This window comes from Lentzea sp. NBRC 102530, from assembly GCF_030269365.1.
In the GTDB taxonomy this organism is placed as follows: domain Bacteria; phylum Actinomycetota; class Actinomycetes; order Mycobacteriales; family Pseudonocardiaceae; genus Lentzea.
The window spans coordinates 73,524-87,373 of the sequence record NZ_BSTF01000012.1 but is presented as its reverse complement, the minus strand read 5'-3'; the positions used below and the strand labels follow the sequence as shown (position 1 = coordinate 87,373).

The 13,850-nt window shown below is 66.5% G+C and carries 25 protein-coding genes; 1 reads left to right on the top strand and 24 read right to left on the bottom strand.

Features of this window, described 5'->3' with window-relative positions; translation table 11 throughout:
• Positions 1-68: 68 nt before the first annotated feature.
• The gene (locus QSK25_RS29600) at positions 69-464 is read right to left on the bottom strand and encodes a hypothetical protein (protein ID WP_285643080.1); all 396 of its coding nucleotides are present in this window, start codon (positions 462-464) and stop codon (positions 69-71) included.
• On the opposite strand from QSK25_RS29600, the gene QSK25_RS29595 reads away from it, so the two are divergent.
• On the top strand, positions 454-660 hold the full coding sequence (locus QSK25_RS29595; RefSeq protein ID WP_285643079.1) for a hypothetical protein: 207 nt from the start codon (positions 454-456) through the stop codon (positions 658-660). The genes QSK25_RS29600 and QSK25_RS29595 overlap by 11 nt on opposite strands.
• Positions 661-862: 202 nt before the next feature.
• Here the strand turns inward: QSK25_RS29595 and map are convergent, their stop codons facing one another.
• The 23 genes from map to rplC all read right to left on the bottom strand — a co-directional run bounded on the left by map (position 863) and on the right by rplC (position 13,838).
• Positions 863-1,645 carry a type I methionyl aminopeptidase gene (gene map, locus QSK25_RS29590; RefSeq protein ID WP_285643077.1) on the bottom strand — a complete coding sequence of 261 codons (783 nt, stop codon included), beginning with the start codon at positions 1,643-1,645 and terminating at the stop codon, positions 863-865.
• 59 nt (positions 1,646-1,704) lie between these two features.
• On the bottom strand, positions 1,705-2,253 hold the full coding sequence (locus QSK25_RS29585) for an adenylate kinase (protein WP_285643076.1): 549 nt from the start codon (positions 2,251-2,253) through the stop codon (positions 1,705-1,707).
• The gene (gene secY / locus QSK25_RS29580; RefSeq protein WP_285643075.1) at positions 2,254-3,564 is read right to left on the bottom strand and encodes a preprotein translocase subunit SecY; all 1,311 of its coding nucleotides are present in this window, start codon (positions 3,562-3,564) and stop codon (positions 2,254-2,256) included.
• 1,018 nt (positions 3,565-4,582) lie between these two features.
• On the bottom strand, positions 4,583-5,026 hold the full coding sequence (gene rplO, locus QSK25_RS29575) for a 50S ribosomal protein L15 (RefSeq protein ID WP_285643074.1): 444 nt from the start codon (positions 5,024-5,026) through the stop codon (positions 4,583-4,585).
• Positions 5,023-5,208, bottom strand: coding sequence for a 50S ribosomal protein L30 (gene rpmD, locus QSK25_RS29570; protein WP_090094710.1), 186 nt, complete (start codon positions 5,206-5,208; stop codon positions 5,023-5,025). The genes rplO and rpmD overlap by 4 nt, the downstream gene beginning before the upstream one ends.
• A 1-nt stretch (position 5,209) precedes the next feature.
• Positions 5,210-5,818 (bottom strand): 30S ribosomal protein S5, encoded by a 609-nt coding sequence (gene rpsE / locus QSK25_RS29565; RefSeq protein ID WP_030473451.1) that lies wholly within the window; start codon positions 5,816-5,818, stop codon positions 5,210-5,212.
• A 34-nt stretch (positions 5,819-5,852) separates the two neighbouring features.
• On the bottom strand, positions 5,853-6,254 hold the full coding sequence (rplR, locus tag QSK25_RS29560; protein ID WP_236216131.1) for a 50S ribosomal protein L18: 402 nt from the start codon (positions 6,252-6,254) through the stop codon (positions 5,853-5,855).
• A 1-nt stretch (position 6,255) separates the two neighbouring features.
• Complete coding sequence (gene rplF, locus QSK25_RS29555) at positions 6,256-6,795, bottom strand: 50S ribosomal protein L6 (RefSeq protein ID WP_285643067.1); 540 nt, start codon at positions 6,793-6,795, stop codon at positions 6,256-6,258.
• A gap of 12 nt (positions 6,796-6,807) precedes the next feature.
• Complete coding sequence (gene rpsH / locus QSK25_RS29550) at positions 6,808-7,206, bottom strand: 30S ribosomal protein S8 (RefSeq protein WP_030473454.1); 399 nt, start codon at positions 7,204-7,206, stop codon at positions 6,808-6,810.
• 124 nt (positions 7,207-7,330) lie between these two features.
• Positions 7,331-7,516, bottom strand: a complete 186-nt coding sequence (locus QSK25_RS29545) for a type Z 30S ribosomal protein S14 (protein ID WP_030473455.1) — start codon at positions 7,514-7,516, stop codon at positions 7,331-7,333.
• A gap of 4 nt (positions 7,517-7,520) precedes the next feature.
• Positions 7,521-8,084 carry a 50S ribosomal protein L5 gene (gene rplE / locus QSK25_RS29540; protein ID WP_112262343.1) on the bottom strand — a complete coding sequence of 188 codons (564 nt, stop codon included), beginning with the start codon at positions 8,082-8,084 and terminating at the stop codon, positions 7,521-7,523.
• Positions 8,085-8,086: 2 nt separating this feature from the next.
• Positions 8,087-8,401: a 50S ribosomal protein L24 gene (gene rplX / locus QSK25_RS29535; RefSeq protein ID WP_045309812.1), complete on the bottom strand. Its 315-nt coding sequence runs from the start codon at positions 8,399-8,401 to the stop codon at positions 8,087-8,089.
• A 2-nt stretch (positions 8,402-8,403) separates the two neighbouring features.
• Complete coding sequence (gene rplN / locus QSK25_RS29530) at positions 8,404-8,772, bottom strand: 50S ribosomal protein L14 (RefSeq protein WP_030478306.1); 369 nt, start codon at positions 8,770-8,772, stop codon at positions 8,404-8,406.
• A gap of 71 nt (positions 8,773-8,843) precedes the next feature.
• Positions 8,844-9,125 carry a 30S ribosomal protein S17 gene (rpsQ, locus tag QSK25_RS29525; protein WP_030473459.1) on the bottom strand — a complete coding sequence of 94 codons (282 nt, stop codon included), beginning with the start codon at positions 9,123-9,125 and terminating at the stop codon, positions 8,844-8,846.
• Positions 9,122-9,364: a 50S ribosomal protein L29 gene (gene rpmC, locus QSK25_RS29520; protein WP_089915286.1), complete on the bottom strand. Its 243-nt coding sequence runs from the start codon at positions 9,362-9,364 to the stop codon at positions 9,122-9,124. Before rpmC ends, rpsQ begins: the two co-directional genes overlap by 4 nt.
• Positions 9,364-9,783: a 50S ribosomal protein L16 gene (gene rplP, locus QSK25_RS29515; protein WP_089915289.1), complete on the bottom strand. Its 420-nt coding sequence runs from the start codon at positions 9,781-9,783 to the stop codon at positions 9,364-9,366. Before rplP ends, rpmC begins: the two co-directional genes overlap by 1 nt.
• A 3-nt stretch (positions 9,784-9,786) precedes the next feature.
• Positions 9,787-10,620 (bottom strand): 30S ribosomal protein S3, encoded by an 834-nt coding sequence (rpsC, locus tag QSK25_RS29510; protein ID WP_189160161.1) that lies wholly within the window; start codon positions 10,618-10,620, stop codon positions 9,787-9,789.
• Positions 10,620-11,018 carry a 50S ribosomal protein L22 gene (rplV, locus tag QSK25_RS29505; RefSeq protein ID WP_285643061.1) on the bottom strand — a complete coding sequence of 133 codons (399 nt, stop codon included), beginning with the start codon at positions 11,016-11,018 and terminating at the stop codon, positions 10,620-10,622. The genes rpsC and rplV overlap by 1 nt, the downstream gene beginning before the upstream one ends.
• A gap of 34 nt (positions 11,019-11,052) precedes the next feature.
• On the bottom strand, positions 11,053-11,334 hold the full coding sequence (gene rpsS, locus QSK25_RS29500) for a 30S ribosomal protein S19 (protein ID WP_030478300.1): 282 nt from the start codon (positions 11,332-11,334) through the stop codon (positions 11,053-11,055).
• Between the two features lie 18 nt (positions 11,335-11,352).
• Positions 11,353-12,186, bottom strand: a complete 834-nt coding sequence (gene rplB, locus QSK25_RS29495) for a 50S ribosomal protein L2 (RefSeq protein ID WP_089949047.1) — start codon at positions 12,184-12,186, stop codon at positions 11,353-11,355.
• A gap of 19 nt (positions 12,187-12,205) precedes the next feature.
• Positions 12,206-12,505, bottom strand: coding sequence for a 50S ribosomal protein L23 (gene rplW, locus QSK25_RS29490; protein ID WP_065915972.1), 300 nt, complete (start codon positions 12,503-12,505; stop codon positions 12,206-12,208).
• Positions 12,502-13,188 (bottom strand): 50S ribosomal protein L4, encoded by a 687-nt coding sequence (gene rplD, locus QSK25_RS29485; RefSeq protein WP_285643056.1) that lies wholly within the window; start codon positions 13,186-13,188, stop codon positions 12,502-12,504. The genes rplW and rplD overlap by 4 nt, the downstream gene beginning before the upstream one ends.
• On the bottom strand, positions 13,188-13,838 hold the full coding sequence (rplC, locus tag QSK25_RS29480) for a 50S ribosomal protein L3 (protein ID WP_285643053.1): 651 nt from the start codon (positions 13,836-13,838) through the stop codon (positions 13,188-13,190). The genes rplD and rplC overlap by 1 nt, the downstream gene beginning before the upstream one ends.
• Positions 13,839-13,850 lie beyond the last annotated feature (12 nt).

Sequence of the window (13,850 nt, the reverse complement as noted above, 5' to 3'; positions counted from 1 at the left end):
TCGATCTCACCTGCGAGGGCATGACGGAACCGGCGCGACAGATGCGCCACCTGACCAGTGTACGCAGTTCACTGCGGCAACCCAAATCGGGTCCGCTCCGGGCCGGTGTCCGGCCGCGTGGCCCGCTCCAGGACGGGCTTGAGCCGCGCGATGTCGTTGATCTCGGCCTCGTGGGTGCCGAGCACCGACCTGAGCGTTCTGAGGCGTTGCGTGGCGGTCCTGACGCCGTATCCGGTCTCGTCAGAACACCTCTGAGCTGCGTTGTCGAGGGCGTGGTCGCCCTTGCCGAAGCCGTAGCCCTCGATGGTCGGTTCACCCGGCCCGGGGTGGTCGAACCCTGCGCGGTCGAGGCAGTGCCGCAGCACCGCCTCGGTGGCCCGCGTCTCGGCGGCCTCGGGCCCGCTCCGCAACCGCACCTCCCACTCGCGGACGACGGTGTCGTGCAGCGCAGTGATGCGATTCACGGCGTCGACGTACTCCCACGGTGCCGATGCCCTCGTCGAACCGCCGCAACCGCCGTCCACGGGCACGGGCGGGGTGACGAAGTTCGGGCTGCTGACGTTGACGTCGGAGAACGGCGGATCGCAGTGCTCGACCGCGGCGATCGTGCCGGCCAGGAAGATCCGGTCGGCGATCCGCGTCGCCGGGACGTCCTGGTAGGTGAAATCGGTGGCCGGCTTAGAGGCAGCGCAGCCTGCTAGCGGAATCAGTAGGGCGGACAGGACGAAACGGGTTACCCCCACAATGCCCCCAAGCATTGGACTCGCTCGTCACTTCGACCGTATCCGTTCCGGCAAACGAATTAGCCCCGTTCGCCTGAGGGCAGAACGGGGCTGATCCGGAAAACGGGGTGGTGCGGGACTCAGTCCTCTTCGGGCGCGGTGAGCACCCAGGGGCCGTCCTCGGTGATCGCGACGCTGTGCTCCCAGTGCGCGGCACGGGTGCCGTCGAGCGTGACGACGGTCCAGCCGTCCTCGAGCTCCTGGGAGTCGTCGGTGCCGAGCGTGAGCATCGGCTCGATCGCGATGGCCATGCCGACCTTGAGCCGGGCACCGCGGCCGGGCTTGCCGTAGTTCGGCAGGAACGGGTCCATGTGCATCTTGGTGCCGATGCCGTGGCCGCCGTAGTCCGCGACGATGCCGTACTCGATGCCGTCGCGGTCCCCGGACTCGATGGCCGAGGACTCGATGGCGAACGAGATGTCCGTGAGCCTGCCGCCGGGCACCGCGGCCTCGATGCCCGCGAGCATCGACAGCCTGGTGGCCTCCGACAACTTGTGGTCCGCGGGCGAGATCTCGCCGACGCCGACCGTCACGGCCGAGTCGCCGTGCCAGTCGTCGAGGATCGCGCCGCAGTCGATGGAGATGAGGTCGCCCGCGGCCAGCACCTGGGTCTTGCTGGGGATGCCGTGGACGATCTGCTCGTTCACCGAGGCGCAGATGCTCGCAGGGAAGCCGTGGTAGCCCTTGAACGATGGGATGGCGCCGGCGTCGCGGATGGTCTGCTCGGCGATCTCGTCGAGCTCCCACGTGGACACGCCGGGCTTGACCGCGGCCACCACGTTCTTGAGGGCCCTCGCCACGACCAGGCCGGAGGCGCGCATGGCCTCCAGCTGGCCGGGGGTCTTGATCTCGATCTTGCTCATGCCTTCACGATCTGTTGGGCCGGTGAGGACAGCACGGAGCCGCTGAAGCAGCCCGCCCGTCACTTCTCGTTGAGCGCCGCGAGAGCCCGTTCGCTGATCTCGTCGATCTCACCGACGGCGTCGATGGAGATGACCTTGTCCGCGTAGTAGCTCAGCAGCGGCGCGGTCTCGTTGCGGTACACCTGCTGGCGGTGCCGGATGACGTCTTCCTTGTCGTCCGTGCGCCCGCGCGCGAGCAGCCGCTCCACCACGACGTCCTCGTCGACCCGGAACTCCAGCACCGCGTCCAGCGAGTGGCCGCCGACCGCCAGGAACTCGCCCAGCTTGTCGGCCTGGGCCACGTTGCGGGGGAACCCGTCGAGCAGGAACCCGTCCGCCGCGTCGGCCTCGGCCAAGCGCTTGCGCACCATCTCGTTCGTGATGGAGTCCGGCACGAGAGCGCCCTCGTCGAGGATGCTCTGCACCTCCAGCCCGAGCTCGGTCTGGTTGCTGATGTGTGACCGGAAGAGGTCGCCCGTCGAGATGTGCGGCACGCCGAGCTTGCGGCTCAGAACTTCGGCCTGGGTGCCCTTGCCCGCGCCGGGCGGGCCAACGAGAACGAGTCGCATCTAGCGGAGGAACCCTTCGTAATTGCGCTGCATGAGCTGGCTCTCGATCTGCTTCACGGTGTCGAGACCGACACCGACCATGATCAGAACCGCGGTACCGCCGAACGGGAAGTTCTGGTTCTGGCCGTCACCGGTCAGGTCCAGGAACAGGTTCGGCAGGATCGCCACGATGCCGAGGTAGAGCGAACCGGGGAGCGTGATGCGGCCCAGGACGAACTTGAGGTACTCGGCGGTCGGGCGACCAGGTCGGATGCCGGGGATGAAGCCACCGAACTTCTTCATCTCGTCAGCGCGCTCGTCCGGGTTGAACGTGATGCCGACGTAGAAGTACGTGAAGAAGACGATCAGCAGGAAGTACGTGGCGATGTGCACCCAGCTCGACTGCTTGACCAGGTAGGTCTGCACGAACGAGGAGAACCAGTTCGGCTCGGTGGAGGAGCCCTGGGTCAGGCGCACGATCAGGTCCGGCAGGTAGAGCAGCGACGAGGCGAAGATGACCGGGATGACGCCGGCCTGGTTCACCTTGAGGGGGAGGTACGTCGACGTACCGCCGTACATGCGGCGGCCGATCATGCGCTTGGCGTACTGCACCGGAATGCGACGCTGGGCCTGCTCGACGTAGATGACGCTCGCGATGATGATCAGAGCCGCGACGACGACGAGCGCGAAGGTCAGCTTGTCCTTGTCGAGGATGTTCTTGCCCTCGGCGGGGATGCGGGCGGCGATACCGGTGAAGATCAGCAGCGACATGCCGTTGCCGATGCCCTTCTCCGTGATCAGCTCACCCAGCCACATGATGACCGAGGTACCGGCGGTCATGGTGATGACCAGCACGATGAGGGTGAAGATGCTGTCCTTGCCGGGGATGACGTCCTGGTCGCACTCGCCGAAGAGCTGCCCGCGCACCGCCAGCGCCACGAGACCGGTCGACTGCAGGATGGCCAGACCGATCGTCAGGTAGCGCGTGTACTGCGTCAGCTTGCCCTGACCGGCCTGCCCTTCCTTCTTCAACTGCTCGAACCGGGGAATGACCACGGTGAGCAGCTGAATGATGATGCTCGCGGTGATGTAGGGCATGATGCCCAGCGCGAACACCGAGAGGTTGAGCAGAGCACCACCGCTGAACAGGTTGATCAGCGAGTAGATGTTCTGGCCTTCAAGAGCTTCGGCACACGCCCGCACGTTCTTGAAGGACACGCCCGGCGCGGGCATGGTCGCACCAAGCCGATACACAATGATGATCCCGAGCGTGAACAGGATCTTCTTGCGTAGATCCGGCGTCGCGAGAGCCGAGCGGAATGCGCCGAGCACGCGAACCTCCTGAGCGTTGCCGACCCCCAGGGACCGGCACATGCGGTAGTTGGCAGGCCGAGTCAGGTAGCCACGACCAAGCAACCCGGAGGACATCCGGGTTCAGCCCGCGACTCTAACAGCCCTCCCGCACCACCCCGTACCCAGCGCCCAATCACAGGTTCCAACTCGTTGATCTCTGACCACCCCACTAGCCCATCCGGGGTACCGCAACCCCGATTTCCGTGCTACGACCACCCAAAACGCCGCCGGCGGACGCCTCGCGAAGCAGCAAAGTTCCCGCAGAAATCCCCGCAGAGCGAACCTGCGCCCCCCATCGAACCGAGACGAACTCGCGGCCAACTGGGGCCACAGCCGAGCACGCCGAAGGGGGCCGGGATCGCGCGGGAGATGAGGTGGGGCGGGAGATGGAGTGGGGCCGGGAGGCGGAGTGAGGCGGAGGGCGGAGTGGGGCGGAAGCAGCCGAGCGCTAGGTAGCTGAGCGCGAGGCAGCAGAGCGCTCGGTCGCAATGCGTTCGGCCACTGTGGCTTGAGGAGATGCGAAGCCGAAGGCGAGCCCGTCAGAGCGCGCGGATCGCGATGGCGCAGCCGAGCTCTGGCCCCAACCGCAGTCGCGAACGCAAGGTGACCACCGTCTTGGCTTCGGCGCGCGGTGCCAACCGAACAGCCACCCACGCAACCCAACCACCTACGAAACCTGGCATGGCGAAGCCGAAGGCGAGCCCGAACAGGCTGCTACCAGGTAGGCCAGCCGGTTCCACCGCTCCTGGCGATTGGGGCTTGACCTTGAGGGGCTGGATGCCAACATGACAGACCGGCCGGGGCGCTTTACAACCCCGGCTTTTAAGGCCGATCAGCATCCAGCTAGAGGCTCAAGGTCAAGCCCCAATCGCAACCCACTTCTTTCGTCACGACCCAACGGCACCACCCTCGCAAGGTGACCGAACCCCAGGGACGCAACAAACAGCAAAAGGGCCCCGGGGCAAACGCCCCGAGGCCCTTCAAACGCGAAACCGCGTCAGGCAGAAATCGTGGAAGACCCACCGGCAGCAGCCAGCTTCTCCACAGCGGACTTGGAGAACTTGTCCGCGGTCACGTCCAGCTTGACGCTGACGTCACCATCGCCCAGCACCTTGACGAGCGAGCCCTTGCGGACCAGCCCGGCCAGCACCAGCGCGGGAACGTCCACCGAGCCGCCCTCCGGGAAGGAGGCAGCGATGGCGGAGACGTTCACGACCTGGTACTCGGTGCGGAACGGGTTCTTGAAGCCCTTGAGCTTCGGGAGCCGCATGTGCAGCGGCATCTGGCCACCTTCGAAGCGCGGCGAGACGTTCTTGCGAGCGCCCGTGCCCTTCGTACCGCGGCCGGCGGTCTTGCCCTTGGAGCCTTCACCACGACCGACGCGGGTCTTGGCGGTCTTGGCGCCGGGGGCCGGACGCAGGTCGTGAATCTTGATGGTCACGACTGGACCTCCTCGACAACAACCAGGTGACGCACGGCGTTGATCAGGCCGAGCACCTGGGGGGTGTCCTCACGCACGACCGACTGGCGGATCTTGCGCAGCCCGAGGGTGCGCATCGACTCGCGGTGGTTGTGCTTGGTACCGATGGTGCTGCGGACCTGGGTGATCTTCAGCTGCGCCATGTCACACCCCCTGGCCCGCGCGAGCGCGGATCATGCCGGCGGGGGCGACGTCCTCGAGGGGCAGGCCACGGCGGGCCGCGACCTCTTCGGGACGCTGCAGGCCCTTGAGGGCCGCCACGGTCGCGTGCACGATGTTGATCGCGTTGTCGGAGCCGAGCGACTTCGACAGCACGTCGTGCACGCCGGCGCACTCGAGGACGGCGCGGACAGCGCCACCCGCGATGACACCGGTACCGGCCGAGGCCGGACGCAGCAGGACCACACCAGCGGCCTTCTCACCCTGGACCGGGTGGGGGATGGTGCCGGCGATGCGCGGGACGCGGAAGAAGTTCTTCTTCGCCTCCTCGACGCCCTTGGCGATGGCCGCGGGAACTTCCTTGGCCTTGCCGTAGCCGACGCCCACCATGCCGTCGCCGTCGCCCACCACTACGAGTGCGGTGAAGCTGAAGCGACGACCACCCTTGACCACCTTGGAGACGCGGTTGATCGCAACCACGCGCTCGAGGTGGGGGGTCTTCTCCTGGGCCGCGCCGCCGCGGCCGCCGTCACGACGGTCGCGGCGCTCTCCGCGCTCGCCCCCGCCGCCTTCGCGACGCGTACGTCCTGGCATCAGGCGTCCCTCTCAATTCCGGTGATGATCATTGTCAGAACTCCAGCCCCGCCTCGCGAGCGGCGTCAGCCAGAGCGGCGATGCGGCCGTGGTACGCGTTGCCACCGCGGTCGAACACGACCGCCGTGACGCCGGCGTCCTTGGCACGGGCCGCGGCCAGCTGGCCGACCTTGGCCGCACGGGCCTTCTTGTCGCCCTCGAGGGCACGGACGTCGGCCTCCATGGAGGAAGCGGACGCGATCGTGTGGCCCTTGAGGTCGTCGATGATCTGCACGGTGATGTGCTTCGACGAACGGTGCACGGCCAGGCGCGGACGCTCGGCGGTTCCGTTGACCTTCTTGCGGAGGCGGAAGTGGCGACGGGCCTTCGCAACACGACGCCTGGTGGAGATGTCCTTGCCCACCGGCTTGCGCTTCGTAACAGTCGACTCGCTCATGTCACTTACCCGTCTTTCCGACCTTGCGACGGATCTTCTCGCCCGAGTAGCGGACGCCCTTGCCCTTGTACGGGTCGGGCTTGCGCAGCTTGCGGATGTTGGCGGCGACCTCACCGACCAGCTGCTTGTCGATACCCGAGACGGAGAAGCGGGTCGGGGTCTCCACCGCGAAGGTGATGCCCGCGGGGGCCTCGACCTTCACCGGGTGGGAGTAACCGAGCGCGAACTCAAGTTCAGTGCCCTTGAGCGCGACGCGGTAACCGACGCCGTGGATTTCCATCTTCTTTTCGTAGCCCTGGGTCACGCCGACGACCATGTTGTGCACGAGCGTGCGCGACAGGCCGTGGAGCGCGCGGTTGCGACGCTCGTCGTTCGGGCGCTTGACCTCGAGCGTGCCGTCCTCAGCCTTCTCCAGGCTGATCGGCTCAGCGATCGTGATCGTCAGAAGGCCCTTCGGACCCTTGATGCTCACGTCCTGGCCCGCGATGTTCACGTCGACCCCGGAGGGGACAATGATCGGCTGCTTACCGATGCGCGACATGTCTACTCCCCCTTACCAAACGTAGGCGAGGACTTCTCCGCCCACGCCTGCCTTGTTGGCCTGGCGGTCGGTCATGAGACCACCAGAGGTCGAAATGATCGCCACACCGAGGCCACCGAGAACTCGGGGCAGACCGGTGGACTTCGCGTACACGCGCAGGCCGGGCTTCGACACGCGGCGGAGGCCGGCGATGCTGCGCTCCCGGTTCGGGCCGTACTTCAGCTCGACGACGAGGTTCTTCGCGACCTCGCCCTCCTCGTCGCGGTACGAGGCGATGTAGCCCTCGCGCTTGAGGATCTCGGCGATGTTGGCCTTCAGCTTCGAGTGCGGCATCACGACCTTGTCGTGGTAAGCCGAGTTCGCGTTGCGCAGACGCGTGAGCATGTCTGCGATCGGGTCGGTCATCGTCATGGTGACCTGGTCAACCTTTCTCGCTGCGGTTCACCGGCTCAGGGTCCAGACCCGCCCTCTCCCCAGAGGGGGAGAGAGCAGGACGGTCGTGTGCGGGCCTACAGCGAAGTAATGGAGCTTGGAATTACCAGCTGGACTTGCTCACGCCAGGCAGCTCACCGCGGTGAGCCATCTCGCGCAGGCAGATCCGGCAGAGGCCGAACTTGCGGAACACCGCGTGGGGGCGGCCGCAACGCTGGCACCGGGTGTAACCCCGGACCTTGAACTTCGGCTTCTTCGCGGCCTTGTTGATCAACGCCTTCTTGGCCATCGACTCAGTTCTCCTTGAACGGGAAGCCCAGGTGCTTCAGCAGCGCCCGGCCCTCCTCGTCGTTCGTGGCGGTGGTGACGACGGTGATGTCCATGCCGCGAGGCCGGTCGATAGCGTCCGGGTCGATCTCGTGGAACATCGACTGCTCGTTCAGACCGAACGTGTAGTTGCCGTTGCCGTCGAACTGCTTGCCCGAGAGGCCGCGGAAGTCGCGGATACGGGGCAGCGCGATCGTCAGCAGACGGTCGAGGAACTCCCACATGCGGTCGCCGCGCAGCGTGACGCGCGCGCCGATCGGCATGCCCTCACGCAGCTTGAACTGCGCGATGGACTTGCGGGCCCGACGAACCTCGGGACGCTGGCCGGTGATGATCGAGAGGTCGCGCACGGCGCCCTCGATCAGCTTGCCGTCACGAGCGGCGTCGCCGACACCCATGTTGACGACGACCTTGACGACGCCCGGGATCTGCATGACGTTGGCGAAGTTGAACTGCTTCTGCAGCTCGCCCTTCACCTCGTCGCGGTACCGCGTCTTGAGCCGCGGGATGATCTTCTCTGCGGTAGTCATGATCAGATGTCCTTCCCGTTACGACGGGAAATGCGGACCCGCTTGCCCTCGTCGTTCGTCCGGTAACCAACACGGGTCGGCTTGCCGTCCGAGTCGACCACCATCACGTTGGAGACGTTGATCGGGGCTTCCTGGGTCACGATGCCACCAGACTGCGCGCCCCGCTGGGTCTGCGTGATCTTGGTGTGCTTCTTGATCCGGTTGACACCCTCGACCAGGACCTTGCCGGTCTCCGGGTAGGCCTGGATGACCTTGCCCTTCGCGCCCTTGTCCTTGCCGGCGATGACGACGACCGTGTCGCCCTTCTTCACCTTCATGGTCAGAGCACCTCCGGAGCCAGCGAGATGATCTTCATGAACTTCTTGTCGCGCAGCTCGCGCCCGACCGGGCCGAAGATGCGCGTGCCGCGGGGCTCGTTGTCGTTCTTGATGAGCACGGCGGCGTTCTCGTCGAAGCGGATGTACGAGCCATCCGGACGGCGACGCTCCTTGACGGTGCGGACGATGACGGCCTTGACGACGTCACCCTTCTTCACACCGGCACCGGGGATCGCGTCCTTGACGGTCGCGACGATGATGTCGCCGATGCCCGCGTAGCGGCGACCCGAGCCACCGAGAACACGGATGCAAAGGATTTCCTTCGCACCGGTGTTGTCGGCGACACGAAGTCGCGACTCCTGCTGAATCACTTACTTGCTCCTTGACCATTCCTGGCCCGCCGGATTTCCGACCCGACGGGCTCGGTCTGTCTAGAAAGGACTTACTTGGCCTTTTCGAGGATCTCGACGAGGCGCCAGCGCTTGGTCGCCGACAGGGGCCGGGTCTCCATGAGCAGGACGCGGTCGCCGATGCCCGCCGCGTTCTCCTCGTCGTGCACCTTCACCTTGGTGGTGGAGCGCATGATCTTGGAGTAACGCGGGTGCTTCTTGCGGTCCTCGAGCGCGACGACGATCGTCTTGTCCATCTTGTCGGACACGACGAGGCCCTCACGGACCTTGCGGTCGTTGCGCTTCTCGGTCTGAACTTCGTTGCTGTCGGTCATGCCGCACCCTCACCAGTGGAATCCGGCGAAACGGAGAGCCCGAGCTCCCGCTCCCGCATCACGGTGTAGATCCGGGCGATGTCGTGCCGGACCGTGCGCAGCCGCCGGTTGTTGTCGAGCTGGCCCGTGGCCATCTGGAAACGAAGGTTGAAGAGCTCTTCCTTCGATTCCTTCAGACGCAGCACGAGCTCTTCCTCGGTGAGCTCACGCAGCTCGGAAGCGGTGGTACCCGCTGCCATCAGAACTCACCACCCTCACGCGTAACGATGCGGCACTTCATCGGGAGCTTGTGGATCGCGCGGCGGAGCGCCTCGCGAGCGACCTGCTCGTTCGGGAACGCCATCTCGAAGAGGACGCGACCCGGCTTGACGTTGGCCACCCACCACTCCGGCGAACCCTTACCGGAACCCATGCGGGTCTCGGCCGGCTTCTTCGTCAGCGGACGGTCCGGGAAGATGTTGATCCAGACCTTGCCGCCACGGCGGATGTGACGCGTGATGGCGATACGAGCGGACTCGATCTGCCTGTTGGTGACGTACGCCGGCTCCAGAGCCTGGATGCCGAACTCACCGAAGGTGACCTTCGTGCCGCCCTTGGCAGCACCCGACCGCTTGGGGTGGTGCTGCTTGCGGTGCTTGACCCTACGAGGGATGAGCATGACTCAGCTCTCCGTCTTCTCTGCAGAAGCCGGGGCCTCGGCCGACGCGGTGGCGTCAGCTGCGGCGCGGCCGGCCTCGGTGCTCGTCGCGGTGGTGCCACTGGCACCGGAGCGGCGGGCCCGGTTCGGACGCTCGCCACGGTCGCGGCGCGGGGCGCGGTCAGCACCCTGGGCCGGGGCCGCGTCGAGTGCGCGCTTGGCCGAGATGCCACCGACGATGTCGCCCTTGTAGATCCACACCTTCACGCCGATGCGGCCGAACGTGGTGCGGGCCTCGAAGAAGCCGTAGTCGATGTTGGCGCGGAGCGTGTGCAGCGGCACGCGGCCGTCGCGGTAGTGCTCCGAGCGGGACATCTCGGCGCCGCCGAGGCGACCGCCGCACTGCACGCGGATGCCCTTGACCTGCGGCGAACGCATGGCCGACTGGATGGCCTTGCGCATCGCGCGGCGGAAGGCGACGCGGTTGGACAGCTGCTCGGCGACACCCTGTGCCACGAGCTGCGCGTCCGACTCCGGGCTCTTCACCTCGAGGATGTTGAGCTGGACCTGCTTCTTGGTGAGCTTCTCCAGCTCACCGCGGATGCGGTCCGCCTCGGCACCACGACGGCCGATGACGATGCCCGGACGGGCGGTGTGGATGTCGACGCGCACCCGGTCACGGGTCCGCTCGATCTCCACCTTGGAGATGCCGGCACGCTCCATGCCCTTGCTGAGCAGGCGGCGGATCTTGACGTCCTCCGCCACGTACTCGGCGTACTGCTTGTCGGCGTACCAGCGGGACTTCCAGTCGGTGGTGATCCCCAGCCGGAAGCCGTGCGGGTTGATCTTCTGGCCCACTACCGCGTTCCCTTCGCGCTGGTCTTCTTGGGACGAGACTCCACCTCGATGGTGATGTGGCTCGTCCGCTTGCGGATCCGGTACGCGCGGCCCTGGGCACGCGGGCGGAAACGCTTGAGGGTCGGACCCTCGTCCACGTAGGCCACGGACACCCAGAGGGTGCTCGGGTCCAGGGACAGGTTGTTCTCGGCGTTGGCCATGGCGCTGGCGAGCACCTTCGCGACCGGCTCAGAGGCGGCCTGGGGCGCGAACTGGAGCACGGCCAGGGCCTCGCTGGCGTTACGACCCTTGATGAGCTCGATGACGCGACGCACCTTCATGGGGGTGTCGCGAACGTAACGAGCCCGAGCCACGGCGCGCGGAAACTCCTGCGCCTCAGCGTCCTTACGGGCGTTCATCGCTGCTTTTCCCTTGCTCTTCTCAGTTCGACGCCTAGCGGCGACGAGACTTCCGGTCGTCCTTGATGTGACCCTTGAAGGTGCGGGTCGGGGCGAACTCGCCCAGCTTGTGCCCGACCATCGCCTCGGTCACGAACACCGGGACGTGCTTGCGGCCGTCGTGCACCGCGATGGTGTGACCCAGCATGTCCGGGATGATCGTGGACCGGCGGGACCACGTCTTGATGACGGTCTTCTTGCCCGCTTCGTTCTGAACGTCCACCTTCTTGAGCAGGTGGTCGTCGACGAAGGGACCCTTCTTAAGGCTGCGAGGCATCCTTCACTCCCTCCCTGCTCAGCGCTTCTTACCGGTGCGACGACGCCGGACGATGAGCTTGTCGCTTGGCTTGCGGCGGCGGGTGCGACCCTCGGGCTTACCAGCCGGGTTCACCGGGTGGCGACCACCGGAGGTCTTGCCCTCACCACCACCATGCGGGTGGTCAACGGGGTTCATGGCGACACCGCGGACGGTGGGCTTCTTGCCCTTCCACCGCATGCGGCCGGCCTTGCCCCAGTTGATGTTCTGGTGCTCCTTGTTGCCGACCTCGCCGAGCGTGGCGCGGCAGCGCACGTCCACGTTGCGGATCTCGCCGGACGGCATACGCAGCTGGGCGTACGGGCCGTCCTTCGCGACGAGCTGCACCGAGGCACCGGCGGAGCGGGCGATCTTCGCGCCGCCACCGGGGCGGAGCTCGATCGCGTGGATCACGGAACCGACCGGGATGTTGCGCAGCGGCAGGTTGTTGCCCGGCTTGATGTCGGCCTTGGGGCCGTTCTCAACCGTGTCACCCTGCTTGAGCTTCTCCGGGGCGATGATGTAGCGCTTCTCGCCGTCCGCGTAGTGCAGCAGCGCGATGCGCGCGGTGCGGTTGGGGTCGTACTCGATGTGAGCGACCTTGGCCGGCACGCCGTCCTTGTCGTTGCGACGGAAGTCGATCAAGCGGTACGCCCGCTTGTGACCGCCACCCTTGTGCCGGGTGGTGATCTTGCCCGAGGCGTTGCGGCCACCCAGCTTGTGCAGCGGGCGGATCAGCGACTTCTCCGGCGTCGACCGAGTGATCTCGGCGAAGTCGGAGACGCTCGCACCGCGACGACCGGGAGTCGTCGGCTTGTACTTGCGAATGCCCATCTCTACGCAGTCCTCGTCATCAGGCGGCAGGGCCGCCGAAGATCTCGATCGCCTTGCTGTCAGCCGACAGCGTCACGATCGCGCGCTTCGTGTCCTTGCGCTTGCCGAACCCGGTGCGGGTGCGCTTGCGCTTGCCCTGCCGGTTGATGGTGTTGACGCTGACGACCTTCACGCCGAAGACCTTCTCCACGGCGATCTTGATCTGGGTCTTGTTCGACCCCGGCGCCACCAGGAAGGTGTACTTGTTCTCCTCGAGGAGCCCGTAGGACTTCTCGGAGATCACCGGCGCGAGCAAGATGTCCCTGTGGTCGGGGATCACTTGGAACCCTCCTCGTCCACGACCGCCGCCGAGGCCTCGGCCGAGCCAGAACCCTGCTGGGCCTTGCTGGCGAGGAACACGTCGAGCGAGTCCTTGGTGAACACCACGTCGTCGTTGACGAGCACGTCGTAGGTGTTGAGCTGGTCGGGCGCGATCACGTGGACGTGCGCGAGGTTGCGCACGCTGACCCAGGCGACCTCGTCGGTGCGGTTGAGCACCACGAGAACGCGACGGGCCTGGGTGACCGACTCCAGGACCTTGCGCGCGGTCTTGGTCGACGGGGTGTCCCCGTCCACCAGGCCGGACACGACGTGGACCTGGTTCGCGCGGGCCCGGTCGGAGAGGGCGCCACGCAGAGCGGCGGCCTTCATCTTCTTGGGCGTCCGCTGCGAGTAGTCACGCGGCTGCGGGCCGTGGACGACGCCACCGCCGGCGAACTGCGGCGCACGCGTCGAACCCTGGCGGGCGCGACCGGTGCCCTTCTGGCGGTACGGCTTCTTGCCACCACCGGACACCTCGCCGCGGGTCTTCGTGGCGTGCGTGCCCTGGCGCGCGGCGGCCTGCTGGGCCACGACGACCTGGTGCAGCAGCGCGACGTTCGCCTGCGCGTCGAAAACAGCCGAGGGGAGCTCGACCGTGCCGGCGGACTTGCCGTCCGGCGTACGGATCTCAACCGTCGACATCAGGCACCACCCTTCGCGGCCGTCCGGACGAACACCAGACCACCCTTGGGACCGGGAACGGCGCCCTTGATGAGCAGAAGGCCGTTCTCCACGTCGATCTTGTGCACCTTCAGGTTCTGGGTCGTGACGCGCACGTGGCCCATGCGGCCGGCCATGCGCAGACCCTTGAAGACGCGACCCGGAGTGGCACAGCCACCGATGGAACCCGGCGAGCGGTGCTTGCGCTGGGTGCCGTGGCTGGAGCCGAGGCCCCGGAAGTTGTGGCGCTTCATGACACCCGCGGTGCCCTTGCCCTTGCTGGTGCCGGTGATGTCGACAACAGCGCCGGCCTCGAACACCTCAGCGGTGATCTCCTGGCCGACCTCGTATTCGCCGGCGTCCGCCGTGCGCAGCTCCACCAGGTGGCGACGGGGCGTGACCCCGGCCTTGGCGAAGTGCCCCGCGACGGGCTTGTTGACCTTGCGCGGGTCAATCGCGCCGGCCGCCAGCTGGACGGCGGTGTAGCCGTCCTTCTCTTCGGTGCGAACCTGGGTGACGACATTGGGCTCAGCCTTGACGACGGTCACCGGGACGACCCGGTTGTTCTCGTCGAAGACCTGAGTCATGCCGAGCTTGGTGCCCAGGATGCCCTTCATCTGCCTGTCAGACATTGGTCCGTTACT